Raw genomic sequence first — 25,596 nt, forward strand, 5'->3', positions numbered from 1 at the left:
TCCGGTGTGGACGTAGGGTTCAGCTGCGGAACAGGGCGTTGAAGCCGCCGAAGTCCACGGCGTCCGCGATCGAACCGTAGGTGCCGTGCTCCAGCGCCTCCCGAATCCCCTTGCGCGCCAGGGCGTACGCCGCCTGCGCCACCGCTGCGCCGAGGCTGATGCGGGTCGCTCCCGCCTCCGCCAGTTCCGCGACGGCGGGTGCGCCCGGCCCGGCCAGGACGTTCAGCGGCCGTTCGATGTTCTTCGCCAGCTCGGCGACCACCGCCAGATCGGTGATGCCGGGGACGAAGATCCCGGACGCCCCGGCCTCCACGTAGGCGGCCGCGCGGCCGATGGCGTCGCGCAACCGCTCGGCCGGGTCGTCGTGGACCGGGCGCAGGAACGGGTCGGTGCGCGCGTTGATGAACAGCGGGATCTGCGCTTCGTCGGCCGCCGCGCGGGCAGCGGCGATGCGCGCGACCTGCTCCTCGACCGGGCGCAGCGACGGCCCGACGCCGTCTTCGATGTTGACTCCGATCGCGCCCGCCGCCAGCACCAGGCGGATGGTTTCCCCGACGCCGCCGGCGCTTTCGGCGAAGCCGCCTTCAATGTCCGCGGTGACCGGTAGGTCCACTGCGGCGGCGACGCGCGCGATGAGCTCGACGGCGAGCCCCCGGTCGAGCGCGTTGCCGTCCGCCGCGCCGAGGCTCCACGCGACGCCGGCGCTGGTGGTCGCCACCGCCGCGGCCCCGGCCTCCTCGACCAGCCGCGCGCTGGCCACGTCCCAGGCGTTCGCCAGGACCAGCGGGGCCCGGTCGGTGTGCAGCGAGTGGAAGAGTTCTGCCTTGTCCTGCTGGGTGATCGTCATGTTCCCAGTCCACCACGCTCGGCCGACAGGCGTTCTCCGCCGCGACCCCGGGCGTGACCAGCGGATGAACAAGAAGTGGATCTCAGGTGGAACCGTGGCGGCTCCCGTGCGTCACAGGGAGGTACGACGGATGCCGAAATGTTTGAGAGGCACGATGTCCAACCTCCTCCGCAAAGTCGCGATCACCGCGGTCAGTGGTGCATTCCTGCTCAGCACCGCTGCGACGACCACGGCCGCGGCCGAGGAAGGCGATGCCGACCAGGGCATCAAGTGCGAGACGAAAGCCGGCGGCAACGGCCCGTTCTACAGCGGCCCGTCGGCGTCGGAGGTCTACGACAAGGCCTTCGGCAAGGGCCCGGCGGTCCCGGGCCTGGACAAGTACACGCCGCAGGGCATTTCGCCCTGGTACAACTGGGACGGTGCCAACAGCGACCTGCTGCTGGTGACCGAGTACGGCGAGAAGGGCCAGGACGCGCGCATCGTCGGCATCGATCCGAAGACCGGCAAGCACGTCGGCACGGTCGCCATCGCCGAGTCGCACGTCGGCGGCATCACGGTCGGCAAGGGCTGGGCCTTCGTGCAGGGCCGTGACTCCGGCAAGTGGGACACGATCCGCAAGTACAAGCTGTCCGACATCAAGGATGCCATGAAGAAGGGCGGCGTCCCGTACGTCAAGCAGGACGGCCAGGGCCGCCGGGTGTACGCGGCGTCGTTCATCTCCAGCTACGGGGACACCCTGTACGCGGGCAAGTTCAACGACGGCGGCCGCGGCAAGATGTTCTCGTACAAGATCAACGAGAACGGCTCGCTGACCACGGAGCACGGCTACGAGGTGCCCACCAAGACGCAGGGCCTGATGGTCACGAAGGACAAGTTCATCTTCAGCACGTCCTACGGCCGTGACAAGCGCAGCAACGTCTTCGTGGTGGACAAGGGCGCGACGGACATCGACAAGCCGTCCACGAAGTGCTTCCGCGCGCCGAGCATGGCCGAGGGCATCACGGAGTACAAGGGCGACGCCTACCTGCTCTTCGAGTCGGGTTCCTACAAGTACCGCGACGCCCGCAACGTGATCGAGAACCTCCACAAGGGCAACATCTCGGCGATCACCAACTTCTGATCCCGACCGGTCTCACAGACGGAGCAGCGGCCCGAGCACCCCACGGGCCGCTGCTCCTTTTTGCGCGGTGCGGCGCTGCCTCAGAGCTGCCGGCCGGTCGGCCGGTCGGAGCGCTATTGCGAGTTGATGACGCCTCGGACAGCCACGCCGAGGGTGGTGTTGTTGCTGATCGCCTTGAGCTGCGCGCGTTCAGGGTTGGCGAGCGGCAGTGACTGGGCCAAGCCGGTGGAGTGCACCAACGCGGCAAGCAGGGTGAGGTGACCGTCCGGCTGGAGTTCTCCACGGGCGAAGGCCCGGAGATCGCCCAGCACTGCATTCCAGATAGCCGGGTTGGGGTAGTAGCGCTTGCGCGGTATGACACCGAGCGCGCGCTTGCGCACGCATCGCAGGTAGTCCCGCTGCGCGAGAGAACTCCGGTGCGTGGCCAGTGCCGATGTGCTCGGCGAACCAACCGGGGACCGGTCACGAATGTACTTGTAAGCGGGCACGGGCTTGTTCCGGGAGCCGGCGTACTGGCGCAGCAGCCCGATCCCACCGTCGAGCCACGCGATGCCGGTAGGAGTCACGTCGAGGAGCCGGATCTTCACCCCGACGAAGTCGACGCGACGCCAAAGGGTCAAGTCCCCGAGTTCGGCGGCGCCCGAGTAGTCAGCTGCGAGCACGCGCCCGCCGGTGGGCTTGTGCGCCAACAGCACGAACTGTTCGGCAAGCGAAAGATCCATGCCCACCATGGTGATCCGTCCGAGCCCCGAAAGCACCCGGCCCCCCCGGCGACGGGCCGCCCGGTGGGAGCGTTCACGTGTCTGGAGGTGTTGGCGGGTTGGCGTCCGTGCCAGGCTGATTGTTGATCTATCGGCTTGGGGGATGCGTGCGCGAGAAGGCGGACGGGGTCGGCAACGAGGTCGCGGCACCGGTGCACGGGCCGGTGGTGCAAGCGGGCGCGATTCAGGGTGACGTGCATTTCCACGGCGCGAAGGATTCGGTGGTCCCGCGGCAACTTCCCGGTGCGACGCGACATTTCGTGAACCGCGCGGTCGAGCAGGACATGCTGACCACTCTGCTGGCCGGCTCGCGGAGCGACGGTGCGGTACTGCTGTCGACCATTGATGGCACGGCTGGGGTGGGCAAATCGACGCTGGCGGTGCACTGGGCGCACCGGGTGCGGGACCTCTTCCCGGACGGCGAACTGTACGTCAACCTGCGCGGATTCGATCCGATCGCGGAACCGATGGCACCGAACGAGGCACTGGGCCTCTTCCTCGCCGCCCTCGACGTCGCGCCGGAACGCATCCCGCCGAGCGACGACGCCCGGGCAGCGATGTTCCGAAGCCTCGTGCACGACAAGCGAATGCTCGTGCTCCTCGACAACGCCCGGACCGCCGACCAGGTGCGCGCCTTGTTGCCGGGCACGCCCGCCTGCTTGGTCGTGGTGACGAGCCGAAACCGCCTCGATGACCTGGTAATCCGCGAAGGTGCCACTCGCATGACTCTCACCGTGCTGACCGAACAGGAGTCCCACGAACTGCTGGGCCGCTACCTGGGCCAGGACCGGCTGACCGCCGAACCGGAAGCCGTGGCGGAAATCGTGTCGCACTGCGCCGGGCTCCCACTGGCGTTGGGCGTGGTCGCGGTCCGAGCAGCGGAGTTCTCGGACTTCCCTTTGGACGAGCTGGTCGAAGAGCTCCGCGACGAACGGGAACGCCTGGACGCCCTGGACGCAGGCGGCGAAACCGGCGTCCGCGCGGTCTTCTCCTGGTCCTACCACTCGCTCTCCGCGGAAGCGGCCAGGCTCTTCCGCCTGATGGGCCTGCCGACCGGCCCGGACATCGGCCTGGATGCCTTGACGGCTCTCGCTGACCGAACCAAGCGAGATCTCCGGCGCCCCTTGGCGGAGCTGCTGCGGGCCAACCTGGTCGAACAACCCGAGCGCAGCCGCTACCGGTTCCACGACCTGCTCAGGTCCTACGCCGCCGAATGCGCAGCGGCCGACGAACCAACCGACACCCGCCACGCCGCCATTCGCCGCCTGCTCGATTTCTACCTCCGCACAAGCGCGGCGGCAGATCACCAGACGACCCAACACGCTCGACACTTCACCGCCGAATTGCCGGCGTCCGACATCGAGGGACACACCTTTGACGACGACGAAGGCGCGATGACCTGGTGGGAGGCCGAACGCCACAACCTCAGGGCCGCGATCAAGCAGGCCGCGGCCCTGGGTCTGTGGGAGCACTCCTGGCAGCTGCCTCGAAGCTTGATGTACCTGTTCCACCTGCGCGGCTACATCGACGACTGGATCGAGGCCTACAACATCGGGATCGATGCTGCTCAACGGATCGGAGATGTCGCAGCGCAGGCGAATTTGCTGCACGAGCTGGGAATCGCCTATTACGACCGCCAGGACTTCGATGCGGCGGCACGGTACGCGGAGCTATCCCTTCCGCACTTCGACGCGATCGGCGATGTTCAGGGACGAGGCGAAGCGTTCATCGCGCTCGGGCACGCCTTGATCGACGCTGAGCGTTACGAAGAAGCCATCCAGCCCTTGGAGAGTGCCCTTGAGATAGCCGAAGGCGTGAACGACGGCTTTGCGCAGGGGCTCTCGCACAACGCGCTGGGGCTTCTCCAGGCCAAACTCGGCAGGTTCGAGCGGGCGTATCCGCACTTCGAGGCGGCTTTGCGGTTCGATCGCGAAGTCGGCGAGGAGATCGGCGAAGGGTTCGTGCTGCACAACCTCGCCAATGCTTACTTCGACTCCGGGCAGGTTGAAGATGCGATCGACACCCATCGGCGGGCACTTGAGTTCCGACGCCAGATCCGCCATCGGCAAGGTGAAGGAGCAAGCCTCCGCGCGCTGGGCAAGGCACTACGGCATACCGGTGACCTGGAAGGAGCGCGGCGGATGTCGCGGGAAGCGCTCGCAATCTTCGAGGAGCTAGGCCACGACGAAGCGGCCGATGTACGTGCTGAGATCGGCGAGCTACCTACTTCTTGACCGACGCGACGAAGTCGGCCCACCGCTGGGGCGTGAAGACGAGCGTTCCGCCGCACCGGTCCTTGGTGTCCCGAACGCCCACGGCGGCGGGCGTCATTGCGACCTCGACGCAGGCGGCTGCGTTCGAGGTGTAGCTGGAGGTGAACCATTGACCAGGGGCGAACTCGGGCACACATTCATGTTATCTCCCTGAGCACGCTGTGGATGATCTCCATGGAACCGTCTCTACCTGCGGATCTCTGGAGAGATTCGGTGTAGGTGGCGTCGTACTGGCCCACGCGTGTGCGGTTGTCGATCAATCCGAACGACGTCACGGTCTCCTGCCAAGCCAGTTTGGGGAGTCGTGGACTCGTGAAGTTCAGGACGTGGAACGTTGCTTGCCCGAGGGTGCCGTGAGCACCTGCGGAGAACGGGATCACATGGATCTCAACGTTCTCGGGATTTTCTTCAAGCACGGCAAGCAGGTGTTGCAGCTGCTCTTGTTGGACGCCGCGGCCGCCGACCTGTTGTCTCAGGGCTCCTTCGCTGATGACGGCCGTGAGCTTCAGCGGTTCGTCATCGGTAAGCCGGCGTTGGCGCAGCATTCGGGTGCGGACTCGTTGCTCTGCTTCGGACGTCCGCGTGTTCGGGCTGTCGCTGGTCACGATCGCGTGCGCGTATGCCTCGGTCTGAAGCAATCCCGGTATGAGCAGGTTCTCGTGCGTTCGGATTGACTCCGCACCCCATTCGAATCCGAGGTATCGGAGCAGTTCGGGCGGAAACAGTCCTGAGTAACGCGTCCACCAGCCACGTTCGTCGGTCTCGTCGCGCAGGGCACGGAGATCTTGCAGTTCTTCGGGCTGAACGTTGAAGAGTCCAGCGGCTTCTTCGAGTTTCTCCGCCGTGAGGCGACGCTTGCCATGTTCAACGTCGCTCAAGAAGTTCTGGGAGATGCCAAGGCTTTTGGCGGCCGTGACGCCGTTCAGTCCCACTTCCTCGCGGGCATCCCGCAGTCTCAGGCCGAGTTCCCACGCGGCGACGGCTGGCGATGTCGGTGGCATCCGGGTCCTCTCAGCGTCCTTGGCGTGGCAGCAGCGTACGGGTCGCGATCTCTCCACCCGATCAGGGAATGTACGCCTGAGATATCGCAGAACTATATTTCAGCGTAGACGGCGGCTGGGCCGGTTCCCCTTCCCCCGACCCCGCTGGCCCGCCGCCGTCTTTCCCCTCACCTCTGGAGGTGTTCTTGGTGTTTTTCCTGGAGCCTCAGCGGCCCGTTGCCTATTGGCGGCCTTTCGAGGGTGCTCGGCATGGTTTGGAGCCGGACGAACCGCCGGTGCCCGGGCAGGAGCGTTCGACCCTTTGCGGTCGAACCATCGGCATCGTCCGGCCTACCGAGGTGGAGTGGCTGGCTCCCACCTGCGAAAGCTGCTGGTCTGAAGCCAAAGCGCGGCGCGACGCCGCCGGCTGATCCACGTCGGACATCGGAACGCGGTTGCTGAACAAGGAGGCTGGACATGGACGTGGTGCTCGGATTCTTCAATTCGCCGCTCGGCGCGCCGACTGCGATCGGGCTGCTGGCCGCCGCCGCGGCGCTCGTTGCGGCTTTCCCATTGCGCGGCGGAAATGGGCAGCATGCCGGCGCGGGGCTCGGCTCGTTGAGCGTCTGGCAGATACGAGACACCATGCAGGCGGCGGCTACGCGACAACCGGAAGTGCGCGAGCGGACCGCCTTCGAGGACATGGTCGCGGAGCACTACCGGGCATATCTGGCTGAACGTCGCCGGACGCTGGCCACCGAAACCCCGTCCTACGTCGGCAAGCACCGACTCGCCACGGAGGATCTCGTCGACGAGATCGATCCCCCGATCACCGCCACCCTCGCGACCACTGCCTTCCGCTCGCACTGAGAACGACGGTGTGGGCTGCGCCACCGGGATGTTGATGTCCAGTGCGCTGGAAGTTCTAGCGTTGGGCGGACTTCGAATGGAGGGCGCAGATGAACGAGCCGGTCGAGTTGCGCGGCGCCGGGTGGGATTCGCGGTTGGTCGCGAGCACCGGTAGCGATGCGATGCCGTTCACGCCGGCGGTCGTCGCCAGCGGGCGGACCGTCTGGCTTTCCGGTGCGACGGCCTTTCCGCTGCTGCCCGGCGATCCCGACCACTCGCGCGGCGACATCGCCGAGCAGACCCGGGCCTGCCTGGAGAACCTGCGGAAGGTGCTGGAAACCGCGGGCGGCACGATCACGGACATCGTCAAGGTGACGATCTTCAACACTGATATGGACCAGCAGGCCGCCGTCAACGAGGTCTACCGCGACTTCTTCGGCGCGCACCGCCCCGCGCGTAGCCACATCGGCGTCCAGCGCCTGGCCGACGCCGGGATCAAGATCGAGATCGAGGCCGTCGCCGCCATCGACTGACGGCGCAGAACTGCCACCCCGGCATGGCTTGCCGGGGTGGCAGTTTCGACGAGAACGGGCGCCGTTCGGTGCACCAGGGGGTCGTGCACCGTGTTCCGGTCTCGCCGAAGGATGCGGGGATCAGAAGTCGGTTCGGCCTTCGTTGACCATGCCGTCCGGGTACATGATCAGGAAGTGGGTGAACTGCCGCGCGCCGTCGACGGTCTTCGCGTCGTCCACGGTGATCCGTACATTGTGGATGGTCTCCGGCGGGGCACCGCCGCCGGTGACGTACGCGTCGCCGCTGCCCTCCGCGCCGTTCTCGCCCCACCTGATCCAGGTGATGTTCTTGAACTGCACGTCCGAGGCGCCGCCGCTGGCTTCGTCCGGCAGGATCAGCTCCTTCGGCCAGGTCACCAGCTTCTTCGTCTCGTGGTCCGACGCGTAGCTGCTGATCGGGATGTCCTGCTCGGCACCGGCCGTCGAGCCGTTGCCGGTTTCCTTGCTCTCGCCCGGGTTCTCGCCGGTGTTCTTGTCGGTGACCTCGCCGGTGTTCTTGCCGGTCTCGGTGCTCTCGGACGCGGTGCTGCCGCCAGAGCTCTGCGTCGCCTTGCTGTCCCCGGCGATCGATCCCTCGGCGGTCGTCGCGATGTTCGGCGGGTGTGGGGCCTGCAGTGCCGATCCCGCGCCGGCGGCGCAACCGCCGGCAAAGAGGGCGGCGCCAACCGCCAGTGCCGCAATGAGAACTCGCCCCGACTTGTGGAACATCGTGCAACCCTTCCCGCGCTTTCGGTGAATGTCCTTGTGACGCCCGGCGCGAGGGCGGGGTTGATCGAGGACCGCGAAAAGATCGGCGGGACCCCGAAACTTACTCCGATCGGATTACTCGAATGATCCGATGGGGCGCTGAAGCTCCCGGATTCGGGCAAAACGGGAGGACTCGACGCGCGCCGGGCGGAACGGCGTTCAGGCCAGGCCGGATTCGTGGGCCAGCTCGTGGAGCATCGAGTCGAAGAGGCGGTCGGCGTGCGTGAGGTCGAACGGGAAGCGGCCGAAGACCTCCAGGGCCACGTGCCCGTACAGGCGGACCCACCAGCGCAGCAGGACGTACACCGCGTCCGGGCTCAGGGCTTCCGCCGGCACCTCGATGCCCTCGGTGGACAACGCCGCCGCCAAGGCGTCCCGCTGCGCCGACATGTCCGGTAACTCGAACGGCAGCCCGACCGCGGAATCGATCTTCACGGCGCCTTCGGCCAGGAACGGGCCGACGATGCCCAGGAAGATGCTGGCGAACTGATCCTGCCTGCGGCTGCCCTCTTCGCCCCGAGGCGTGGCGAAGACCAGCGCGAACTCCTCGGGATGCGCCATCGCCCAGCCCCGGAACCCCCGGCAGACCGCGAAGATCTTGTCCAGGAATCCCCCGGCCGCCGGTTCCAGCGCCGCGTGCAGCTCGGTCGCCAGGTCGGCGCAGATGTCGTCGCAGAGCTGGTGCAGCAGGTCTTCGCGGGATTCGCAGTACCGGTACAGGGCCGGCGCCGTGATGCCCAGCTCGCGGGCGATCGCGCGCAGCGTGACCGCGTCGCTCCCGTGCTCGACGAGCAGCGCCCGCGCGTGCTGGCGGATTTCGAGCTCGGTGGCCGCGCGAACCCGCCCACGTCGAGACACCTCGGTCATGTGCCACTCCCGTGTCGCTGTGGACGCACGTGATTGTGGCCCATCCGGCCCCTCGCCCGGGGGCACACGGCCGAATCCGCCATCGCGGGCGTGGTCCCCGGGGTGAGCATCGTCTCGCTCCGGCCCCGGATGCGGCGGTGTCGCGAATGATTCGGGTGCCCGCGATGTTGCAGCTGGTGGGCAACGCCGCGAGACCGGCCCCGGATCCGCGCGGCGACAAGCACGCATGACTGGAGGAGAAGAGATGACCGCCGTCGTCGAGGAAGTCGTCGTCTACACCCGGCCCGGCTGCCCGTTCTGCACCGCGCTGCGCGCCGGGCTGCGGCGCCAGGGCTTGGCCTTCACCGAGGTGGACATCTGGGAGGACCCGAACGCGGCGGCGGTGGTCCGCTCCATCGCCGACGGCAACGAGACGGTGCCGACCGTGGTCGTGGGCGAGTGGCAGGCGGTCAACCCCTCGGCGAGCGAGGTGGTCTCCGCGGTGGCCGAGCAGGCGCCGCACCTGCTGCCGGAGCAGCAGCCCGGCAAGGTGGACGGTGCGCTGAAGGCCCTCGGCCTGCGCAAGGCGCGGGACTGAGCGCGCCCGACGGGCTTTTCACTGGGGGCCGACCGCACGGGGGGCGTTGCGGCCGGCCCTCAGCAGGTTGTGATCGTCGGTGGCGCGATACCGGCGAGCAACAACCCGTTCAGTCTGACGCCCGACTGCTCCGAAAAGATCCATGTACGACCGGAATTTAGCTCGAACGGTGGATCCCCGAACGGGATCGAACTGTAGTCGGCCGGGCATGCGACGAACGGCCCGTTCTCCTCTGCTTCCGAGGTGAACGGGCCGTTCGCGGGTCTGGCGGCGGTGTCTTGGTGGCATGAACGCGGAATCACTCCGAAGACGGGGCAGCCCCGGTCTGAACGACCGGGGACTGCGCTGGGTGGGCCTGGCTGGTGTCGACCGGCTCGCCCGGGATGGGAACCGGCTTGGCGGGCAGTTCGTTCGTCGGCGGCGGGAGTCTGTCGGAGGCCGTCCCCGACGCGTCGCTCCTGCCGGTGCCGGATTCGGAGAGCTGGCTGGCGAAGAGGTTCACGATCGCGGCCAGGGGCTCGGCGAACCAGTCGAGGCTTGGTTTCGTTTCGGTGATCTGAGTGCTCAATGCCATGCCCACAGCCTCCTGTTCCGGGGGTTGCGGTCGGATCCGTACGGCTACTCAGTTGTTACTCATCGGTAGTGGATTCAATGCGACATTCGGGGGACGTAAGAACCACTGTCGCCACGGGGCGTGTTCACGCTGGCCACGACGTTCGGGCCGAACGGTGTACTCGTGCCTACGATCGCCCCAAAGCCCGAACGAGAAGGGTATGGTCTAGACCATGTCGCGTTTGACTGGTGTCGGAGTCAGCTCCGGCCGCGCCTCGGGGCCGGTCGCCCGGGTCGCCGATCCCCTGCCCGAACCGTCCGCCACCCCCGCGCCCACCGACCCGGCCGCCGACGCGGCCCGCATCCGGCCCGCCGCCGAGGCCGTCGCAGAGCGGCTGTTCGAGCGCGCCACCCGGGTCGAGGGCGACGCCAAGGCCGTGCTGGAGACGACCGCCGCGATGGCGCTCGACCCGGCGCTGACTTCGCAAGCCGAACAACTCGTCACCGGCCGCTCGATGCCCGCGCCGCGCGCGGTGTTCGAGGCGGCCAACGGCTTCGCCGAGGCGCTGAGCGCGGCCGGCGGCTACATGGCCGAACGCGCCCGCGACGTGCAGGACGTCCGGGACCGGATTATCGCCGAGCTGCACGGCGTGACGCCGCCCGGCGTGCCCGAACTGGCGCGGCCCAGCGTGCTGCTGGCCCGCGACCTCGCCCCCGCCGACACCGCCGACCTCGATCCGAGCCTGGTGCTCGCGCTGGTCACCGAGGAAGGCGGCCCGACCAGCCACACCGCGATCCTGGCGCGAGCGCTGGGAATCCCGGCGGTGGTGGCGGTCCGCGGCGTGCTCAGGGTGCCCGGCGTGGCCGGCGCGCTCGTGGACGGCGACAGCGGCGAAGTCGAGACCTCCGAGGAAGCGGTGCCCGTGCACGCCGCGGAGCGCGCCGCGGCCAAGGAGTGGAACGGCGTCGGCGAGACCGCGGACGGCAAGCCGGTCAAGGTCGTCGCCAACGTCGGATCGGGCGCCGACGCGCGCGCCGCCGTCGCGGCCGGGGCGCAGGGAGTCGGCCTGTTCCGCACCGAGTTCTGCTACCTCGGCGCGAGCGAGGAACCGGCCGTCGAGACGCAGCGGTCCGCGTACCACGAGGTCATCGCGCCGTTCGCGGGCAAGCCGGTCATCGTCCGCACGCTCGACGCCGGCGCGGACAAGCCGCTGGCGTTCCTCGACATGGGCGTGGAGCCGAACCCGGCGCTCGGCGTGCGCGGGCTGCGGGTCGCCTTCGACCGGCCCGACGTGCTGGAACGGCAGCTGGAGGCGATCGCCGCGGCCGCGGCCGACTCCGGCGCCGAGGTGTCCGTGATGGCCCCGATGGTCGCGACCGTCGACGAGGCCGCCTGGTTCGCCGCCCGGGTGCGGGCCGCGGGCCTGGCGCGGGCCGGCGTGATGATCGAGATCCCGGCGGCCGCGTTGAGCGCGGCGGAGATCCTCGGCGCGGTCGACTTCGTCAGCATCGGCACCAACGACCTCGCGCAGTACGTCTTCGCCGCCGACCGGCAGGCGGGCGCGCTCGCCGAGCTCAACGACCCCTGGCAGCCGGCGCTGCTGCGGCTGATCGCGATGATCGGCCGGGCCGGGCGGGAGCTCGACAAGCCCGTCGGCGTGTGCGGCGAGGCTGCCTCCGACCCGCTGCTGGCCGGGGTGTTCGCGGGCATCGGCGTGACCAGCCTGTCGATGGCCGCGGCGGCGGTCCCGGCGGTCGGCGCGGCGCTCGCCGAGCACCCGCTCGCGACCTTCGAGCAGGCGGCGGAAGCGGCCCTCGCGGCGGCGACCCCGGCCCGCGCCCGGGAAGCGGTCCGGACGGTCCTCGCCTGAGGCCCGGCCGCTGAGGCACTGTTCACCCAAGTGCCTGCGGGGCCGCAACCCGCCAAGTGCGCAGCGAACGGCCTGTTCACCTCGGTGGACGAGGTGAACAGGCCGTTCGCTCGGTCTGGCCGTGGGATACCAGGGGTTTGCCGGACAGTGGGCACGCGCGAGCTCACGTCACCGCATGCCGGGTGTCCCGTGCGCAGCGGGAACGTCCGCCTCGCCGGGGTCAGGCCCGGGATCGGGCGAGGACCGGGCGGACCAGATCGCGCAGGTTCGGCGACGGCTCGATGCCCAGCTCGCGGTCCAGCAGGCGCTCGTAGCGCTGGTAGTGGCGCACCGCCTGCGCCGGATTCGCCTGCTGCAGCAGCACCTTGACCACCGCGCAGTGCGCCGTCTCGCGGAACGGCTCCACCTGGGTCGCCGCCTGCGCGATCTCCAGCGCCGCCCCCAGGTGGCGCGACTGCACCAGCCGCTCCGCGGCCACCTCCAGCGCGTGCACCTGCAGCTGCTGCAGGCTCTCGCGCTCGGTCAGCACCCAGTCGTCGTACCAGCCCGGCAGCAGCGGCGCGTGCCTCGCCAGGTCGCGGCCGATCTCCGCGCAGTCCGCGGGCGACTCCGCCGAATCCTGGCGCACCAGGTAGCGGCCCGCCGCGACCAGCCCGTCGACGTCCAGCGTCACCAGCGGCGCGAGCTGGAGCTCGTGCGAGGTGCTGATCACCGCGCCGTGCGCCCGCTGGCGCACCCGCCACAGGGTCGTCCGGAGATTCGCCAGCGCGCTCTGCTCGTCGCTCTCCGGCCACAGGATGCCGGCGAGGTAGTCACGCTGTGTGCGCCCGCGCAGCGCGAGGAATGCGAGCAGGCGCTGCCCGTTGCTGGACATCGCCACGCCCTCGCCGCCAGCCTGCAGATCCCAGCCGCCGAGCAGCGACAGCCGGAACGGTTGGTCGGGCTGCGCAGGAGTGCGCGCCCGCACGCGTGTCATCGGACGCACTGTTCCACCGGTCATAGTTCCCCCCTCGACAGGCCTGAAACGGGCGCTCCGCGGGGAAGCCACTGCCCTCCCCCGGAAGTTCCCGAGCACCGGCGTGGACGCCGGAACCAGGGCCCACATTCGTGCCTATCGGGGCCACTCCACTTTGCTGTTACCGCACTACGGACCGTGACCAGCGGTCCTCATCACACACGTGTGGGGCTCCCACACCCCCCGGTGGGAGCCCCATGGAGGAGCACTTCAGGCGCGCACGCTGCGGTGGCGCCCGCCGGTGCTCCGTTGCTTGCGGCGGCGCGCGATGAGCCGGGAGATCCGCCGGTAGCTGCGCACTGCGAAGGCGCCCGCGCCGAGCCACGGCAGCAGCAGGATGATCATCGAGACGATCGCCAGGACCGGGGCCCAGAGCTGCCCCTGCCCGACACCGGTCACCAGCATCGTCCAGTAGTCGTGGCCCCGGCTGAACGCCCTGGACAGGTAGACCGGGAGCCGCCAGAGCAGCATCCCCAGCGCGAAGAGCAGCGTGGGCACCACGACCAGGACCCAGGCGGTGACCAGGATCCGCACCCGCGGCCGCAGCCCGGAGTGCGTGCCGGGCACGTTGCCGCTCCGCCCGATGAGGCGCAGCAGGAACGGGCGGATCTGGGAGAACAGGTTCGGCACCCCGACCAGGTCGCCGAGGATGTAGTAGCCGTCCATGCGCAGCAGCGGCAGCAGCTGCTGCAGGATCTGGATGTGGCTCAGCGCGATGAAGACCAGCAGCGGCGCGAAGCCGGTCAGGCCGTAGATCCCGGCCATCGCCAGGATGAACACCGCGTTGAAGTAGATGCCGCCCAGGTCGGTGCGCAGCCGGCCCCGCCGGTCCAGGCGGTAGGCATCGGTGACGTTCGTGTAGAAGCACGGGATGATCAGCATGATGCCGACGCCGATCGCGCCCGGCTTGGCGCCGCCGTAGTGGCACCCGGCGGCGTGCCCCAGCTCGTGGAACAGCGTGCTGCTCACCATCAGGGCGAGCAGCAGGAGCACCTGCGACGGTTCACCGACGGACTGCTGGAACGCCAGGTCGACGTAGCCGGAGCCGATCAGCCACGCGTCGAACGCGACCAGCCCCAGCAGCACGAGCACCACGACGACGGGCGTGTACAGCGGCGCCAGGACGGCGGCCGCCGCCCGCACCACCCGGGGAGGTGCGAGCACGCCGTGCATGGCCAGCGACAGCAGTGGATCCGCCTTCGGCGGCTCGGCCAGCGGCTCGGACAGGGTGGCGATGCCGAGCGGGTGCAGCTTCTCGTTGATGAGGAACTCCGCGTTGGCGGCGGACAGTTCCCGGCCGGTCGCCTGCGACGCCTGCGACGCCACTTCGGCCAGGTTCCGGGTGCCGTCGATCGCGGTCGCGATCTGGTACAGCAGCGGCGACACCAGCACCATCTGGCCGTCGCCGCGGGAGATCAGGTAACGCGGTTCGTCGAAGCCGCCACCCTCGTATTCCCCGCACAGCGACACTCCGTCGGCCAGCCGCGCGACCGCCTGCTCGTCGGTCTCCGCCGCGCGGTCGGTCTGGGTGACTTCTGACATGGCTTCCTCCTGCGAACCCGTTCACGTGCGGGTGGGCTGCACTGGTTTGGCGGGTGGTGGGCGGCGCGCGAGCCTGGCCGGGAGCGAAAGCTTCGCTCCCGGCCAGACTGGGCCGTCAGACCTGGTTGATGACCTGGGCGGCCGTGGCCTGCGACCCGAAGAGGGCCACGGCGGTGTTGACCGCCACGACGGTGTTGACGTCAGGGAACAGGTTGCAGCCGCAGCCACCCAGGGCCTCGCGCTGCGGGAGCAGTTCCGCGGACTGGTCGTGAAGATCGAGAGTGTCCATGTTCCATCTCCTCGTTTTGGTGGCCGGCCGCCCACCACGCGCAGCAGCGGTGGGCGGCCGGAGGTATCAACGGCAGATCGGTTACCACTTGCCGCCGGACTGGGTGATGACCTGGGCGGCCGTGGCCTGGGACCCGAAGAGGGCCACCGCGGTGTTGTCGGCCACGATGGTGTTGACGTCGCCGCCGCCCCACCAGCCGCCGAGGGCCTCGCGCTCGGGCAGCATCTCAGCGAACTCGTACGAGAACTCCATGGTCATGCTCCTGTTCGCATTGACGGAATTTCGACTGCGGCTTCGTGCCGCTGGTGACGAGTACGCCAGAGGCCCGTCACTCGGCCGTCACCACACCGTCACGCGGAGTCGCGATGCGCCGCGCGGAACCCGGGGTCACGGCCCGTAATGGTGGGGATGTCCAGCGAAAAGGGGGGCCGGTGAAGACCTTTCATCGTTGAATCGGGTGAACCAGGAAAATCCTGCACGGATCGCGGGTCACAGAACGAAAAAAAGACCCGTGCGCCGACCGGGCACACGGGTCTTGACCTGCGAATTCAGTTGTTCTTGAAGCGGCGCGGCCGCTTAGCCCACCCTCGACGCTTGCACCGCCGCGGGTTCTCAGGTGTCTTCTCGCGAGGGCAGCCCCGACGTGGTGAATTGGCTATTCATGAGTCGGGGATCCCACAGCGAGAAGGCGACCGTAATTCCCGCAGGGGGGCCGCTACTCGCACCGCTGAGCAAAACCAGTTCAGCCTCAAGCAGCGTCAGGCTCCCTCGGGCTCGGCCTCCTCCTGGTCCAGGCCGTGCTCGATGGCGTAGCGGGCCAGCTCCACCCGGTTGTGGAGCTGCAGCTTGCGCAGCGTCGACTGGACGTGGTTCTCCACCGTGCGGTGCGAGATGACCAGCTTCTTGGCGATCTGCCGGGCGGTCATCCCCTTCGCGACCAGCCGCAGCACCTCGGTCTCCCGGTCGGTCAGCTGCGGCGCCTGCGACTCCGAGTCCGGGGTGATCGCCATCCGCCGGTACTCGCCGAGCACCAGCCCGGCCAGGCCGGGCGTGAACACCGCGTCGCCGGCAGCGGTGCGCTGCACCGCGTCCACCAGCTCCTCGACCGACGCCGACTTGACCAGGTAGCCGGACGCGCCGGCCTTCACCGCCTCCAGCACGTCGTTGTGCTCGCCGCTGGCGGACAGCACCAGCACCCGGGTCCCGGAGATCTCCTGGGTGATGTGCAGGGTGGCGCTGACCCCGGAGGTGTCGCCCAGGTTGAGGTCCATCAGCACGACGTCGGGCTTGACGGTCCGCGCGATGCGCAGCGCGGATGCGCCGTCGCTCGCGGTGGCCCGAACCTCGAAGCCGCGCTCCGTCAGGTCGCGGGCGACTCCGTCGCGCCACATCGGGTGGTCGTCGACGACCATCACGGTGACGGGCGGCTCGCTCATCGTTTTCCTCCTCTGCGGCGCTTGCCCGGGATCGCTTCCGGTCGGGGAACCCGGACCTCCCACTCCGTTCCCTCGCCGGGCGTGGTGTCGAGCGTGATCGTGCCACCCATCGACTCCACGCGGCCCCGAATCGACTTGGCCACGCCCAACCGTCCCTCGGCGGCGGCTTCTTCGAGGCGGCCCTCGGGGATGCCCGGGCCGTCGTCGCGAACGGTGAGCACGACCTCGTCCGGCAGCTCCTCCAGCAGCACCCACGCCTGGGCGTCCGCGCCGGCGTGCTTCTCGACGTTCGCCAGGGCTTCCCGCGCCACCGCGAACAGGTCGCTGCTCAGCGGCTCCGGCAACCGCACCGGATTGCCCGGTATCGACACGTTGATCCGGCCGGTGCGCAGCACCTGCAGCCGTGCGGCGAGGTCGACCTCGCCGTCCTCCGTGGTCTCCTGCGGCGTGGTGGCGACCAGCGCGCGCAGCGCGATCTCCTGCTCTCCCGCGAGTTTCGCCAGCTCGGCCGCTTCGCCGCCGAGCTCCCCGCCGCGTCGGCGCACGCGCGCGAGCACCTGCAGCACGCTGTCGTGGATGTTGCGCGCCAGCCGTTCCCGCTCCGCGGTCGCGGCCTCCGCGCGCAGCGCGCGGGCCAGCCGATCGGTGGACCGGCGCGCGGTGTCCGAAGCAAGGCCGATCACCAGGCCGGTGCCGACCAGCAGCAGGGTGTCCAGCGACATGGTCTGGTCGCTGAAGCCGCGGATCAGGTAGTTGCTGGCCGCCGCGATGATCCCGGTGGCCAGCCCGCCGAACACGCCCCACTGCGAGGCGGCGGCGGTGACCATCGTCGGGTGCCACACCGTCACCACCGTCGGGAGGTTGTCGAGCATCTGGTGCTCGGTGAGGATGAATTCGTTGCTGAGGAACAGCGCGGACACCACGACGCAGTCGATCAGCACCATCCGGTTGGTGCGCCCCGCGCGGGACCAGTACCGCCAGACGGTGAACGCGGTCCACACGCCCATCAGGAAGATGACCAACGCCGCCAGCCACGGCCGCTCGTAATCGCCGAACTGGTAGAAGAACCAGAAGCAGGCGTAGAGGAACGTGACCACGCGGAACACGTTGTGCCCGCGCCAAAGCGGCGAGCGGCCGTCGGCGACCTGCGGCTGGCGCGACGACTGTTGCGGATTGCCCACATTCGCTCCTTCCCCAGCGGACCATCCTGCCGTACATCGAGGTTGGCGGAGACCGCTGGATCGAGCACTCTGCGTGTTTGTGATCACGACGAGCATCGCCCCGAATGCCCCGAGTGGCGAGCTTCGGCCGGGCGGTCCGCTGTGCAAGGCTCGGCGGGGGAGGTGATCGGCTTGGTGGGGGGATGGCTGCTGTGGCGACTGCGGCCAGCGGCGATCGCCTACGTGCTCACCGTGCAAGCGATCGCATTGGTGCTGGTCGTGCTGGTCTTCGTGACGAGCCGGTCGCCGCTGCCGCGCGAGCTGCTGACCTTCGCGATGCTGGCCGCCACCGCCGGGACGGTCATCGTGATCACCTCGGTGTCGATCAAGGTGCAGCGGCAGGTGCGGCGGAACCCGTGGACGCTGCACATCGCCTACCTGGCGGCCGGAATCCTCACGCTGCCGCCGAACCTGCTGGTGCTCCTGCTGCTCGGGCCGACGCTGCACGGCGTGCTGGACGGCCGCCCGGAGCTGCACCGCTGGCTGTTCACCACGGCGGCCACCACGATCGCCACGCTGTCCGCGCGGTTCCTCATCGGCTGGTCGGAACCCGGCTGGTCGCCGGCACAGTTCGTGCTGACCGGCGCGGTGCTGCTGCTGGTGCGGGCCTTCGTGGTCGCCGGCGGCATCCGGCTGCGCAACCCGTCGGCGGCGCGGGCGGACGTGGTGGGCGAGCCGATCGACGTGCTGCTCGGCATCGTCGCGGCGAGCCTGGGCGGGCTGCTGGCGGTGGCGGTGCACAGCGAGCCGGGCAGCGCCCTGCTGGCCGGGCCGCCGCTGGTCCTGCTGGACCTGGCGGGCCAGCTGCCGCAGTGGCGGCGGTCCGCGCAGCGGGACGGCAAGACGGGCCTGGCCAACGCCGCGCACTGGGAGCGGTTGGCGCGCAACGAACTCCACCGGGGGCAGGCCCGCGGCCAGCCCGTCTCGCTGCTGCTGCTCGACCTCGACCACTTCAAGCGGGTCAACGACGAGATCGGGCACCTGGCGGGCGACACGGTGCTCGCGGCCGTCGCGATGATGCTGCGCAGCAGCGTGCGGCGGGAAGACGTGGTCGGCCGCTTCGGCGGCGAGGAGTTCGTGGTGCTGCTGCCGGGCACGGACACCGGCATCGCGTGCGCGGTGGCGGACCGGATCCGGGCGTCGACGGCCGCGTTGTCGGTGCCCGCCCGCGACGTCCACGGGCGGCACCGGGAGCTCGACGACCTGACGGTCAGCATCGGCGTGGCCACCACGTCCCGCTTCGGCTACGAGCTCACCGACCTGCTGGTCGCCGCCGACGCGGCCCTCCTCGCGGCGAAGTCCGGCGGCCGCAACGCGGTCACCCTCGCCTGAACCTCTGTTTCCAGGCTCGTCTTGCGTTGCGGTGCGGGTAGCGGAACCTCAGACGCCGCCTGGCTGTGGGATCCCCGACATCATGAATGCCAATTCACCACGTCGGGGCTGTCCTCGCCAGGCGACGTCTGAGAACCCGCGGCGGTGCTGGTTTCGTAGGTGGGCTAAGCGGCTGCGCCGCTTCAAAGACGAAGAACACCCCACGCCACGACATTCAGAACAGCCTCTTGAACCGCGTCAGACCTCGGAGTTCTGCGGCGCCTGTTCCGGCTTCTCGTCCGGGGTCTCGTCGGGCGGCGGTGGTTCCGCTTCGGCCTCCTCGGCGGGTTCGGCCGGTTGCTCCGGTTCCTCCTCCACCAGCGAGCGGATCGCCGAGTTCAGCACCGCGACCATCGGCACCGCGAGCAGCGCGCCGACGATGCCCGAGACCACCATGCCGATGCTGATCGCCAGCACCACGCCCAGCGCGTGGATCTGCACGGCGCGGCCCAGGATCAGCGGCTGCAGCACGTTGCCCTCGATCTGCTGCACCGCGAGCACGATGCCGACCACGATCAGCGCGACGACCCAGCCCTTGGTCACCAGCGCCACCAGCACCGCGACCGCGCCGGAGGCCACCGCGCCGACGATCGGCACGAAGCCACCGAGGAACACCAGCGCCGCCAGCGGGATCGCCAGCGGCACGCCCAGGATCATCAGGCCCGTTCCGATGCCGAGCGCGTCCACCACCGCGACCAGCGCGGTCGCCCGCACGAAGCCGACCAGCGACGCGAAGCCCTTGCAGCCGGCGACGTCGACCCGGTGCCGCACGTGCTTCGGCGCCAGCTTCGTCACGAACAGCCACACCCCGCGGCCGTCGTGCAGGAAGTAGATCAGCGTGAACAGCGCCAGCACCAACCCGGTGAGGAAGTTGCCGAAGGTGCCCGCGGTGGACAGCGCGCCGCTGGTCAGCGCCGCCTGGTTGGCGGCCAGCCACTCCTGGGCCTGGTTCAGGTACCGGCCTATCTGCTCCTCGTTGATGTGCAGCGGGCCCTGCGCCAGCGAGTCCTTCAGCTGGTTGAGGCTGGCGACGACCTGGCGCTGCAGGTCGGGGAAGCCTTCGATGAACGCGTTGATGACGAAGGTGAGGACGCCGCCGACGACCGCGAGGCCGCCGATCAGCACCATCGCGGTGGCCAGCGCCCGCGGCACGCCGCGCCGGGCCAGCCAGGACACGATCGGGGCCAGCAGTGCCGACAGCAGCAGCGCGATGGCCACCGGGATCACGACGACGTAGATCTGGCCGATGACCAGCCCCACCACGTACAGGGCGCCGAGTACCACCACCATCCGCCAGCTCAACGCCGCCGAGACGCGGAGCACGCGGGGAATCGACGCCGCGGCGTCGTCCCGGGTGGTGATCTTGAAGTCGTTCACCCTGCCACCGTAGCGCCGACCACCGGGCCCGGGGGCGAAATGACCACGGCGCGCAATCGGGTCGGAACACCAGTAACACGATGTAGCGAAGCTGTCGCTCTGTGCTTACGGAAGTGGCAGTTGTGGTGAAAGAGTGCGCGGCGGCGAGGAGGCAGTGTCCAACGGGAGTCGCCCGAAGCCGAGGAGGTTCTGGCACCGAGATGTCCGGCCGCTACCGCACGACGGGAGCCGCCCGACCGTGGCGGCTGCTGACCCGTGCCCTGGTGGTGGCGGGCGCGACGGCCGCCGGAACCTCCGCGGCTTGGCTCATCGGCACCGGGCTCCCGGCGGACGCCGCGAACCTCGCCCCGGCCGCGCCCGCCGACGAATCGGCCGCGCCGCCGGAATCGGCGAACCCACCGGCAGCGCCGGTGGGAGGTGCGACCACCGACCGGTCCGGCCCGGCGGAGTTCTCGCTCGGCCGCCTGAACCCGGTCGAGCTGGTCCGGTCCGAGCCGGCGGAGCAGTTGCTCGACGCGGCGAAGCCGGTGACCGGCGTGCTGCAGGAGTCCACCGACGGCGTCCAGCACGTCGCGGGCGACGCGCTGTCGGTCACCGAAGCCCAGGCCGGCGCGCTGTCCACGTCCGTCGACAATGGACTGGACGGGCTCGGCGGCCCGCTGCTGTCCGGGGAAACCAGCCCGCAGCAGGGTTTTTCGCCGTCCGCGCCGCTTCCGCAGGCCGCACCGGCGCCGGGCGTAGTGCCCGCCGTCCCGCAGCCGGCGCAGCTGGTCGAGCACCAGCGGTCGCCGGAGCAGGCGGACGCGGTCACCCGGCCGCGCGCGCCGGAACCCGCTGAGGCGCCCGGAAACCAGGGCTGGCCAAGGCCTTTCGCCCTGCCCACGCTGCCCGGCGCGCTCGGCTGCGGAGGCACCGGCGACGGGCAGCAGCACAACACCGCCGCGGTCGGCTGCTACCCGGCCGAACCGGCCCGCACCCCAGCCTCCGCCGGGGTGTCGACCCGCGACATCGCCAGCACGCTGATGAGCGCGCCCGAACCGCAGCCGGGCACCACGCCCGACTAGACCGCCGCGCGGCGCAGGCGACGGATCTCGTTGCCGCCGAAAGGAAATCCGCCGCGCGCAACCCGGCTCCACATTTCCGATGCCCGCCGTCTCCCGATGATCAAGTTCCGATGACGGTGTGGCGCCCGCAGTTGATTTTCCTCCCCGGCAGGGGGAAACCTTGTGAAGGAGAGATCCATGCAGTCTTGGGCGAAGCGCGGTGTGCAAGCCGCGCTGGTCACTGGTGGGATGTTGGCCGTCGGCACGGGGGTCGCGTCCGCCAGCCAGGCCTGCCCGGAGCGTCCGACCCCGCCGCTGGGCGAATCGATGCTCCCCCCAGTACTCGACGAGCTCGGAGACGATGCGGTGCCTGCCGATCGGTGCTTCGCGGGTGAGCTGTTCCCCGAGAGCTCCGGCACGCGGTACAACGCGCCGCTGGTGGAGTCGCGGACCAGCCACCCGGTCACCGCGATCGCGGGCACCATCGACCCGGTGCGCGACCTGCTGCCCGCCGTCGAGAACGAGCTGACCCGGGAGATGCCGGCGCTGCGCGACTGGCACATCCCGGCGCAGACCGCCCCGCTGCACCTGGCCGGCTGGGTCGCCGACCCCGCCGAAGCCCGGCCGCTGGACCTGGTGCCCGGCCTGTCGCCCTTCGACGGCGGCCGCCCGGTCACGCCCGCCGAGGGCTTCCACCGCTCGCTGAGCTGGGCAGGTCCCATCGGTGCCGTCATCCAGGGGGGTGCCAACACCCTCGACGAGGGTGCTTTTCACACGCGTGCGCTCCTGGATGTCCCTGCAGACCTCGTGATCCCGCACGACGACCTGGTCTACTTCGACGGCTTCAGCGCCCCGGCCGACGGCATCGTCGAGCTCTGGGAGGGCGCGCTGTCCCGCGGCCAGGGCGGCCTGGTGACGCCGGACCAGGTGGACCTCACCACCGCGGAGCTGCCCGGCCTGCGCAGCGACCTGCGCACCGTGCCGTACGAGGTGCTGGCGGGGGCGTTGTCCGCGGTCGCCGCCGAGCCGACGCCGCGCGCCGACCTCGTGCCGCTGGAGGTGCCGGGCGAGCACCAGGTGAAGGCCAACGAGATCCCGGACCTCACCGGAATCCCCCTGGTCAGCGTGTCCCGGACGCCGGGCACCACGCAGCGCGGTGAGTCCCCCGGCGTGACGGCGCCGCTGCCGGTGATGGGCGAGCTCAACGCGTTCAGCGGCGGCCAGACCTCGGTGCCGCAGGTCAGCCGGATCTCCTCCGCGCTGGACGGCACCGCGGCGCGCAGCGAGGAGCCGGCGTTCACGCCTGCGCCGCTGCGTTCCGACGTGGCGGTCACGGTGCTGGACGAGCTGGCCGCGGCGGTGCCCCCGGAGCAGGTCGTCACGCAGAACCCGTTCCGGCCGGTGCCCGCGCCGCGGACCGGCGGCATGGCGCTGCCGGTGCTCGGCGGCGGCGTCCCGGACATCACGGCGGTGCAGGGCCACACGCTCCCGACGCCGGGCCTGACCTCGGACAGTGCGCTGCGCTCCCTGGAGAACGCGGACACGGTCGTGTTCAACCGGATCTGATCCGAACGCGAAAAACCGGGGCGAGCGTGGTGCTCGCCCCGGTTTTTTCATGCAGATGGCCAGGGCTCGTGAGTGCTTTGGAGCGCCATAGCGATCCAAAGCACTCACGAACGGCTACGGCACCGGGGCGGTTCGGGGGGCTTCCGGGGCCGCTTCGCCCGGGTCGATCATCGTGCGCCGGGAGCGCCACCACAGCACCGCGTTGTAGAGCAGGAATGCCAGTCCGAAGTAGACGTAGAAATTGCCGATCAGCTGCTCGAAGAAGTTCCAGGTCAGCTCCAGGCCGTCGCCCTGGGGCATCTTCCAGTGCGGGCCCATCATGAAGAACCCGGCCGCCATGGCGGCCGCGAGCAGCAACCCCCAGTTCCGCCGGACGTAGCCCGCGCCGAGCAGCAGCATCAGGCCCGGGATCGCCCAAACCCAGTGGTGCGACCAGGAGATCGGCGACACCAGCAACCCGAGGATGGCGTTGATCGTCACCGCCGTCGGCAGGTCCCGCTGCCGGACCGCGTGCACCATCCCCACCACGGCCAGCACCAGCGCGAGGAGCGCGAGCAGCCCGAACACCACGGTCAGGCTCGGCGTGGACATCTTGCTCAGCAGCGAGCGCAGCGACTGGTTGCCCGCGTAGGTCGACGCGTCGCCGGTGAACTTCGGTCCGAAGGACACGTTGCTGCTGGCCAGCATCTCCTGCAGCCAGAACCGCCGGGCGTTGTCGAAGGTCAGCGCGAAGCCCAGCAGCGCGGTGCCCAGGAAGGTCAGCAGCGAGACCACGATCGTCCGGAAGTCCCGGCGCAGCAGCGGCAGCAGCAGGAACACCAGCGGCGTCAGCTTGATCCCGGCGGCCAGGCCGATCAGCAGGCCGCGCGGGTACGGCAGCTTCTTCGCGCCGTCGGTCCGCCACAGGCAGTCGATCGCGACCAGCGCCATCAGCACGATGTTGATCTGCGCGTAGGTGATCGTCTCCAGCACCGGCTCGCTGATCGTGGCCAGCGGCAGCACCGCCACCGTCACCAGCAGCACCTTGTCCCGGTGCGCGCGCAGGAACGTCGAGGCGCTGAGCACCACGTACAGCGTCGCGATGAGCGCGAGGTGGCTGACCAGCATGATCACTGCGGTCGAGCCGGCCTTCGGGATCAGCGCCAGCGGCGCGAACAGGATCGCCGCGAACGGCGGGTAGATGAACGGCAGCTCCAGCCCCGATTCGGTGGCCGGGAGGCCGTTGTAGAGGTCGCGCCCGGCCAGCAGCGCCTTCGCGCCGAGCCGGTAGACCTCGCCGTCGATGTGGTCGTGCGTGTTGACGGTGGAGACCACCATCACCGCGACCAGCTCCGCGACCGCGATCACGGCCAGCAGAGATCGGTGGTCGCGCAACCGCTCCCGCAGCGGCGGTCGACCCGCGGTCCCGTGCACCGGCATGCACCATCCTCTCGCCTGCGGCACCTCGACCAGAGTAGGGATCCGATCGGCCGAAGGGGCGGCGCGGGGCGTTTTGAGCGCAATGCCACCTAACGATGTTTCACCTGCTCGCTTCCTCAAGTCCCGGCCGTCGAGGTGACCTGGGCGGAAACGGTGCGTGAACAACTAACGCACAGTTATGTGCACAGCGTGAATACCACCATTACGGGTGGTCACTGAGGCCTTGAATTTCGCCCTGCACTGAGGGGAGGCTCAGACGGACTGCTCCGTTTGGTGGGGAGGAGGGGGCCGAATGAGTGTCCTCGAGGTGACCGCACCGGGCCAGTTGGCGCCGGTTTGGGACGAACTCATCAGCGGACTGAATCTCGGCGTGCTGCTGACCGATGACCGCGGCCAGGTGCTGGCCACCAACGACGTCGCCGCCGAGCTGATGCAGTTGGCCAAGGCCGACCTGCTCACCGGCGCCCGGCCCACCGGCTGGCAGGTGCGCGACGACACCGGCGCCCCGATGCCCGACTGGGCCGAGCTGGCCGGCCAGGTGCTGCGGGCCGGTTCGCCGCTGTCCATCCCGATGGTGATCGCCCGCAGCGGCCAACCGCTGAGCCGCATCTGGGCGGACTACCACGCGGTGCAGGTGCAGGGCCGCCGCCGGGTGCTGGTGCTGCTGCAGCCGGTGCACACCGACGTCCCGCACAGCCGCGGCCTGCTGGACCCGCTGACCGGCCTGCCGGCCCGCGTCCTCCTGCTGGACCGGCTGGAGCAGTCGCTGGTCCGCGCCCGCAGCCGCGGCACGCTGTCCACGCTGGTGCTCATCGACGTGCAGCGGCTGGCCGCCTTCAACGCCGAGTACGGCTTCGACCGGGGCGACGACCTGCTGACCACGCTGGCCGGGCGGCTCCGGGAGGGGCTCAGCGACGAGCACACCGTCGCCCGCTACGGCGGCGACGAGTTCGCGGTGGTCGCGGAGCACCCGAGCGGCACCGGCGAGGAGATCGCCGCGCAGGCGCGGGAGGTGGCCGGCTGGCCGGTGCGCATCGGCCGGAAGCGAGTTCGTCCCGGATTGCGGGTGAGCTGGGTGACCACCGACGGTCAAGCGTCGGTGCACGCGGTCCTCGCCCGGGCCGAACAACAGCTCCAACACTAGGAAAGGAGGTACCGCGTGGGTCTTGAGCAGACCCCGAGCAAGAAACAGGGGGCACCCGCCGCGTGAACTGGTCCCCGGAAGTTGGACTGAGAAATTCAGTTCTGGCTTCCGGGGAGCAGGTGTATGGCTGGGCCGAGTTCGTTGACCGCGGAGCAGCG

The 25,596-nt window shown here is 69.7% G+C and carries 26 protein-coding genes; 11 read left to right on the plus strand and 15 right to left on the minus strand.

Features of this window, described 5'->3' with window-relative positions:
• Positions 1–19: 19 nt before the first annotated feature.
• Entirely contained in the window at positions 20–847 is an 828-nt protein-coding gene (locus tag AC07FN_RS20955; RefSeq protein ID WP_478397101.1) for an isocitrate lyase/PEP mutase family protein, read from the minus strand.
• 154 nt (positions 848–1,001) lie between these two features.
• On the opposite strand from AC07FN_RS20955, the gene AC07FN_RS20960 reads away from it, so the two are divergent.
• Positions 1,002–1,967 (plus strand): hypothetical protein, encoded by a 966-nt coding sequence (locus AC07FN_RS20960; RefSeq protein WP_478397102.1) that lies wholly within the window; start codon positions 1,002–1,004, stop codon positions 1,965–1,967.
• 113 nt (positions 1,968–2,080) lie between these two features.
• On the opposite strand, the gene AC07FN_RS20965 is transcribed toward AC07FN_RS20960, so the two are convergent.
• On the minus strand, positions 2,081–2,725 hold the full coding sequence (locus tag AC07FN_RS20965; protein ID WP_478397103.1) for a GOLPH3/VPS74 family protein: 645 nt from the start codon (positions 2,723–2,725) through the stop codon (positions 2,081–2,083).
• A gap of 155 nt (positions 2,726–2,880) precedes the next feature.
• Between AC07FN_RS20965 and AC07FN_RS20970 the strand changes: the two genes are divergently transcribed.
• The gene (locus AC07FN_RS20970) at positions 2,881–4,962 is read left to right on the plus strand and encodes an ATP-binding protein (RefSeq protein WP_478397104.1); all 2,082 of its coding nucleotides are present in this window, start codon (positions 2,881–2,883) and stop codon (positions 4,960–4,962) included.
• Here AC07FN_RS20970 and AC07FN_RS20975 read toward each other — a convergent pair.
• Entirely contained in the window at positions 4,952–5,134 is a 183-nt protein-coding gene (locus AC07FN_RS20975; RefSeq protein WP_478397105.1) for a DUF397 domain-containing protein, read from the minus strand. The genes AC07FN_RS20970 and AC07FN_RS20975 overlap by 11 nt on opposite strands.
• A 4-nt stretch (positions 5,135–5,138) precedes the next feature.
• Entirely contained in the window at positions 5,139–6,002 is an 864-nt protein-coding gene (locus AC07FN_RS20980) for a helix-turn-helix domain-containing protein (RefSeq protein ID WP_478397106.1), read from the minus strand.
• A gap of 188 nt (positions 6,003–6,190) precedes the next feature.
• Here AC07FN_RS20980 and AC07FN_RS20985 point away from each other — a divergent pair, with 188 nt between their 5' ends.
• The 3 genes from AC07FN_RS20985 to AC07FN_RS20995 all read left to right on the plus strand — a co-directional run bounded on the left by AC07FN_RS20985 (position 6,191) and on the right by AC07FN_RS20995 (position 7,363).
• Positions 6,191–6,412: an HC3 family zinc finger protein gene (locus tag AC07FN_RS20985; protein ID WP_478397107.1), complete on the plus strand. Its 222-nt coding sequence runs from the start codon at positions 6,191–6,193 to the stop codon at positions 6,410–6,412.
• Between the two features lie 46 nt (positions 6,413–6,458).
• A complete protein-coding gene (locus AC07FN_RS20990; RefSeq protein ID WP_478397108.1) occupies positions 6,459–6,851 on the plus strand; it encodes a hypothetical protein in 393 nt (130 codons plus the stop codon).
• A gap of 89 nt (positions 6,852–6,940) precedes the next feature.
• The gene (locus AC07FN_RS20995) at positions 6,941–7,363 is read left to right on the plus strand and encodes a RidA family protein (protein WP_478397109.1); all 423 of its coding nucleotides are present in this window, start codon (positions 6,941–6,943) and stop codon (positions 7,361–7,363) included.
• Positions 7,364–7,483: 120 nt separating this feature from the next.
• On the opposite strand, the gene AC07FN_RS21000 is transcribed toward AC07FN_RS20995, so the two are convergent.
• Positions 7,484–8,110 (minus strand): hypothetical protein, encoded by a 627-nt coding sequence (locus AC07FN_RS21000; RefSeq protein ID WP_478397110.1) that lies wholly within the window; start codon positions 8,108–8,110, stop codon positions 7,484–7,486.
• A 198-nt stretch (positions 8,111–8,308) separates the two neighbouring features.
• Entirely contained in the window at positions 8,309–9,016 is a 708-nt protein-coding gene (locus AC07FN_RS21005; RefSeq protein ID WP_478397111.1) for a TetR/AcrR family transcriptional regulator, read from the minus strand.
• Between the two features lie 244 nt (positions 9,017–9,260).
• Between AC07FN_RS21005 and AC07FN_RS21010 the strand changes: the two genes are divergently transcribed.
• Positions 9,261–9,593, plus strand: coding sequence for a glutaredoxin family protein (locus tag AC07FN_RS21010; protein WP_358568329.1), 333 nt, complete (start codon positions 9,261–9,263; stop codon positions 9,591–9,593).
• Between the two features lie 298 nt (positions 9,594–9,891).
• Here AC07FN_RS21010 and AC07FN_RS21015 read toward each other — a convergent pair whose 3' ends face one another.
• The gene (locus AC07FN_RS21015; RefSeq protein ID WP_478397112.1) at positions 9,892–10,167 is read right to left on the minus strand and encodes a hypothetical protein; all 276 of its coding nucleotides are present in this window, start codon (positions 10,165–10,167) and stop codon (positions 9,892–9,894) included.
• A 211-nt stretch (positions 10,168–10,378) separates the two neighbouring features.
• On the opposite strand from AC07FN_RS21015, the gene AC07FN_RS21020 reads away from it, so the two are divergent.
• Positions 10,379–12,016: a putative PEP-binding protein gene (locus AC07FN_RS21020; protein WP_478397113.1), complete on the plus strand. Its 1,638-nt coding sequence runs from the start codon at positions 10,379–10,381 to the stop codon at positions 12,014–12,016.
• A 220-nt stretch (positions 12,017–12,236) separates the two neighbouring features.
• On the opposite strand, the gene AC07FN_RS21025 is transcribed toward AC07FN_RS21020, so the two are convergent.
• The 6 genes from AC07FN_RS21025 to macS form a co-directional block, all read right to left on the minus strand.
• On the minus strand, positions 12,237–12,992 hold the full coding sequence (locus AC07FN_RS21025; RefSeq protein ID WP_478397114.1) for an AfsR/SARP family transcriptional regulator: 756 nt from the start codon (positions 12,990–12,992) through the stop codon (positions 12,237–12,239).
• Positions 12,993–13,241: 249 nt separating this feature from the next.
• Positions 13,242–14,573 carry a hypothetical protein gene (locus tag AC07FN_RS21030; protein ID WP_478397115.1) on the minus strand — a complete coding sequence of 444 codons (1,332 nt, stop codon included), beginning with the start codon at positions 14,571–14,573 and terminating at the stop codon, positions 13,242–13,244.
• A 115-nt stretch (positions 14,574–14,688) separates the two neighbouring features.
• The gene (locus AC07FN_RS21035; protein WP_165967928.1) at positions 14,689–14,862 is read right to left on the minus strand and encodes a hypothetical protein; all 174 of its coding nucleotides are present in this window, start codon (positions 14,860–14,862) and stop codon (positions 14,689–14,691) included.
• A gap of 81 nt (positions 14,863–14,943) precedes the next feature.
• On the minus strand, positions 14,944–15,114 hold the full coding sequence (locus tag AC07FN_RS21040; RefSeq protein ID WP_478397116.1) for a hypothetical protein: 171 nt from the start codon (positions 15,112–15,114) through the stop codon (positions 14,944–14,946).
• A 506-nt stretch (positions 15,115–15,620) separates the two neighbouring features.
• Positions 15,621–16,298, minus strand: a complete 678-nt coding sequence (locus tag AC07FN_RS21045; RefSeq protein WP_093260900.1) for a response regulator — start codon at positions 16,296–16,298, stop codon at positions 15,621–15,623.
• Positions 16,295–17,479: a MacS family sensor histidine kinase gene (macS, locus tag AC07FN_RS21050; RefSeq protein ID WP_478397117.1), complete on the minus strand. Its 1,185-nt coding sequence runs from the start codon at positions 17,477–17,479 to the stop codon at positions 16,295–16,297. Before macS ends, AC07FN_RS21045 begins: the two co-directional genes overlap by 4 nt.
• A 174-nt stretch (positions 17,480–17,653) precedes the next feature.
• Here macS and AC07FN_RS21055 point away from each other — a divergent pair, with 174 nt between their 5' ends.
• Positions 17,654–18,850 (plus strand): GGDEF domain-containing protein, encoded by a 1,197-nt coding sequence (locus tag AC07FN_RS21055; protein WP_478397125.1) that lies wholly within the window; start codon positions 17,654–17,656, stop codon positions 18,848–18,850.
• 237 nt (positions 18,851–19,087) lie between these two features.
• Here the strand turns inward: AC07FN_RS21055 and AC07FN_RS21060 are convergent, their stop codons facing one another.
• On the minus strand, positions 19,088–20,266 hold the full coding sequence (locus tag AC07FN_RS21060) for an AI-2E family transporter (RefSeq protein WP_478397118.1): 1,179 nt from the start codon (positions 20,264–20,266) through the stop codon (positions 19,088–19,090).
• Between the two features lie 200 nt (positions 20,267–20,466).
• On the opposite strand from AC07FN_RS21060, the gene AC07FN_RS21065 reads away from it, so the two are divergent.
• Both AC07FN_RS21065 and AC07FN_RS21070 read left to right on the plus strand, forming a co-directional pair.
• The gene (locus tag AC07FN_RS21065; RefSeq protein WP_478397119.1) at positions 20,467–21,330 is read left to right on the plus strand and encodes a hypothetical protein; all 864 of its coding nucleotides are present in this window, start codon (positions 20,467–20,469) and stop codon (positions 21,328–21,330) included.
• 177 nt (positions 21,331–21,507) lie between these two features.
• Positions 21,508–22,875 carry a hypothetical protein gene (locus AC07FN_RS21070; protein ID WP_478397120.1) on the plus strand — a complete coding sequence of 456 codons (1,368 nt, stop codon included), beginning with the start codon at positions 21,508–21,510 and terminating at the stop codon, positions 22,873–22,875.
• Positions 22,876–22,989: 114 nt separating this feature from the next.
• Here AC07FN_RS21070 and AC07FN_RS21075 read toward each other — a convergent pair whose 3' ends face one another.
• Complete coding sequence (locus AC07FN_RS21075) at positions 22,990–24,294, minus strand: glycosyltransferase 87 family protein (protein ID WP_478397121.1); 1,305 nt, start codon at positions 24,292–24,294, stop codon at positions 22,990–22,992.
• A gap of 292 nt (positions 24,295–24,586) precedes the next feature.
• Here AC07FN_RS21075 and AC07FN_RS21080 point away from each other — a divergent pair, with 292 nt between their 5' ends.
• The gene (locus tag AC07FN_RS21080; RefSeq protein ID WP_132479513.1) at positions 24,587–25,438 is read left to right on the plus strand and encodes a GGDEF domain-containing protein; all 852 of its coding nucleotides are present in this window, start codon (positions 24,587–24,589) and stop codon (positions 25,436–25,438) included.
• Positions 25,439–25,596: the final 158 nt, after the last annotated feature.

The organism is Saccharopolyspora sp. NPDC045941, assembly GCF_056431445.1.

What these genes read in the sequence shown, in the direction of transcription:
- AC07FN_RS20955 (WP_478397101.1), bottom strand. Translation starts at nt 847, where the DNA reads ATGACGATCACCCAGCAGGACAAGGCAGAACTCTTCCACTCGCTGCAC.
- AC07FN_RS20960 (WP_478397102.1), top strand. Translation starts at nt 1,002, where the DNA reads ATGTCCAACCTCCTCCGCAAAGTCGCGATCACCGCGGTCAGTGGTGCA.
- AC07FN_RS20980 (WP_478397106.1), bottom strand. Translation starts at nt 6,002, where the DNA reads ATGCCACCGACATCGCCAGCCGTCGCCGCGTGGGAACTCGGCCTGAGA.
- AC07FN_RS20990 (WP_478397108.1), top strand. Translation starts at nt 6,459, where the DNA reads ATGGACGTGGTGCTCGGATTCTTCAATTCGCCGCTCGGCGCGCCGACT.
- AC07FN_RS20995 (WP_478397109.1), top strand. Translation starts at nt 6,941, where the DNA reads ATGAACGAGCCGGTCGAGTTGCGCGGCGCCGGGTGGGATTCGCGGTTG.
- AC07FN_RS21000 (WP_478397110.1), bottom strand. Translation starts at nt 8,110, where the DNA reads ATGTTCCACAAGTCGGGGCGAGTTCTCATTGCGGCACTGGCGGTTGGC.
- AC07FN_RS21005 (WP_478397111.1), bottom strand. Translation starts at nt 9,016, where the DNA reads ATGACCGAGGTGTCTCGACGTGGGCGGGTTCGCGCGGCCACCGAGCTC.
- AC07FN_RS21010 (WP_358568329.1), top strand. Translation starts at nt 9,261, where the DNA reads ATGACCGCCGTCGTCGAGGAAGTCGTCGTCTACACCCGGCCCGGCTGC.
- AC07FN_RS21015 (WP_478397112.1), bottom strand. Translation starts at nt 10,167, where the DNA reads ATGGCATTGAGCACTCAGATCACCGAAACGAAACCAAGCCTCGACTGG.
- AC07FN_RS21020 (WP_478397113.1), top strand. Translation starts at nt 10,379, where the DNA reads ATGTCGCGTTTGACTGGTGTCGGAGTCAGCTCCGGCCGCGCCTCGGGG.
- AC07FN_RS21025 (WP_478397114.1), bottom strand. Translation starts at nt 12,992, where the DNA reads ATGACACGCGTGCGGGCGCGCACTCCTGCGCAGCCCGACCAACCGTTC.
- AC07FN_RS21030 (WP_478397115.1), bottom strand. Translation starts at nt 14,573, where the DNA reads ATGTCAGAAGTCACCCAGACCGACCGCGCGGCGGAGACCGACGAGCAG.
- AC07FN_RS21035 (WP_165967928.1), bottom strand. Translation starts at nt 14,862, where the DNA reads ATGGACACTCTCGATCTTCACGACCAGTCCGCGGAACTGCTCCCGCAG.
- AC07FN_RS21040 (WP_478397116.1), bottom strand. Translation starts at nt 15,114, where the DNA reads ATGGAGTTCTCGTACGAGTTCGCTGAGATGCTGCCCGAGCGCGAGGCC.
- AC07FN_RS21045 (WP_093260900.1), bottom strand. Translation starts at nt 16,298, where the DNA reads ATGAGCGAGCCGCCCGTCACCGTGATGGTCGTCGACGACCACCCGATG.
- AC07FN_RS21065 (WP_478397119.1), top strand. Translation starts at nt 20,467, where the DNA reads ATGTCCGGCCGCTACCGCACGACGGGAGCCGCCCGACCGTGGCGGCTG.
- AC07FN_RS21070 (WP_478397120.1), top strand. Translation starts at nt 21,508, where the DNA reads ATGCAGTCTTGGGCGAAGCGCGGTGTGCAAGCCGCGCTGGTCACTGGT.
- AC07FN_RS21075 (WP_478397121.1), bottom strand. Translation starts at nt 24,294, where the DNA reads ATGCCGGTGCACGGGACCGCGGGTCGACCGCCGCTGCGGGAGCGGTTG.
- AC07FN_RS21080 (WP_132479513.1), top strand. Translation starts at nt 24,587, where the DNA reads ATGAGTGTCCTCGAGGTGACCGCACCGGGCCAGTTGGCGCCGGTTTGG.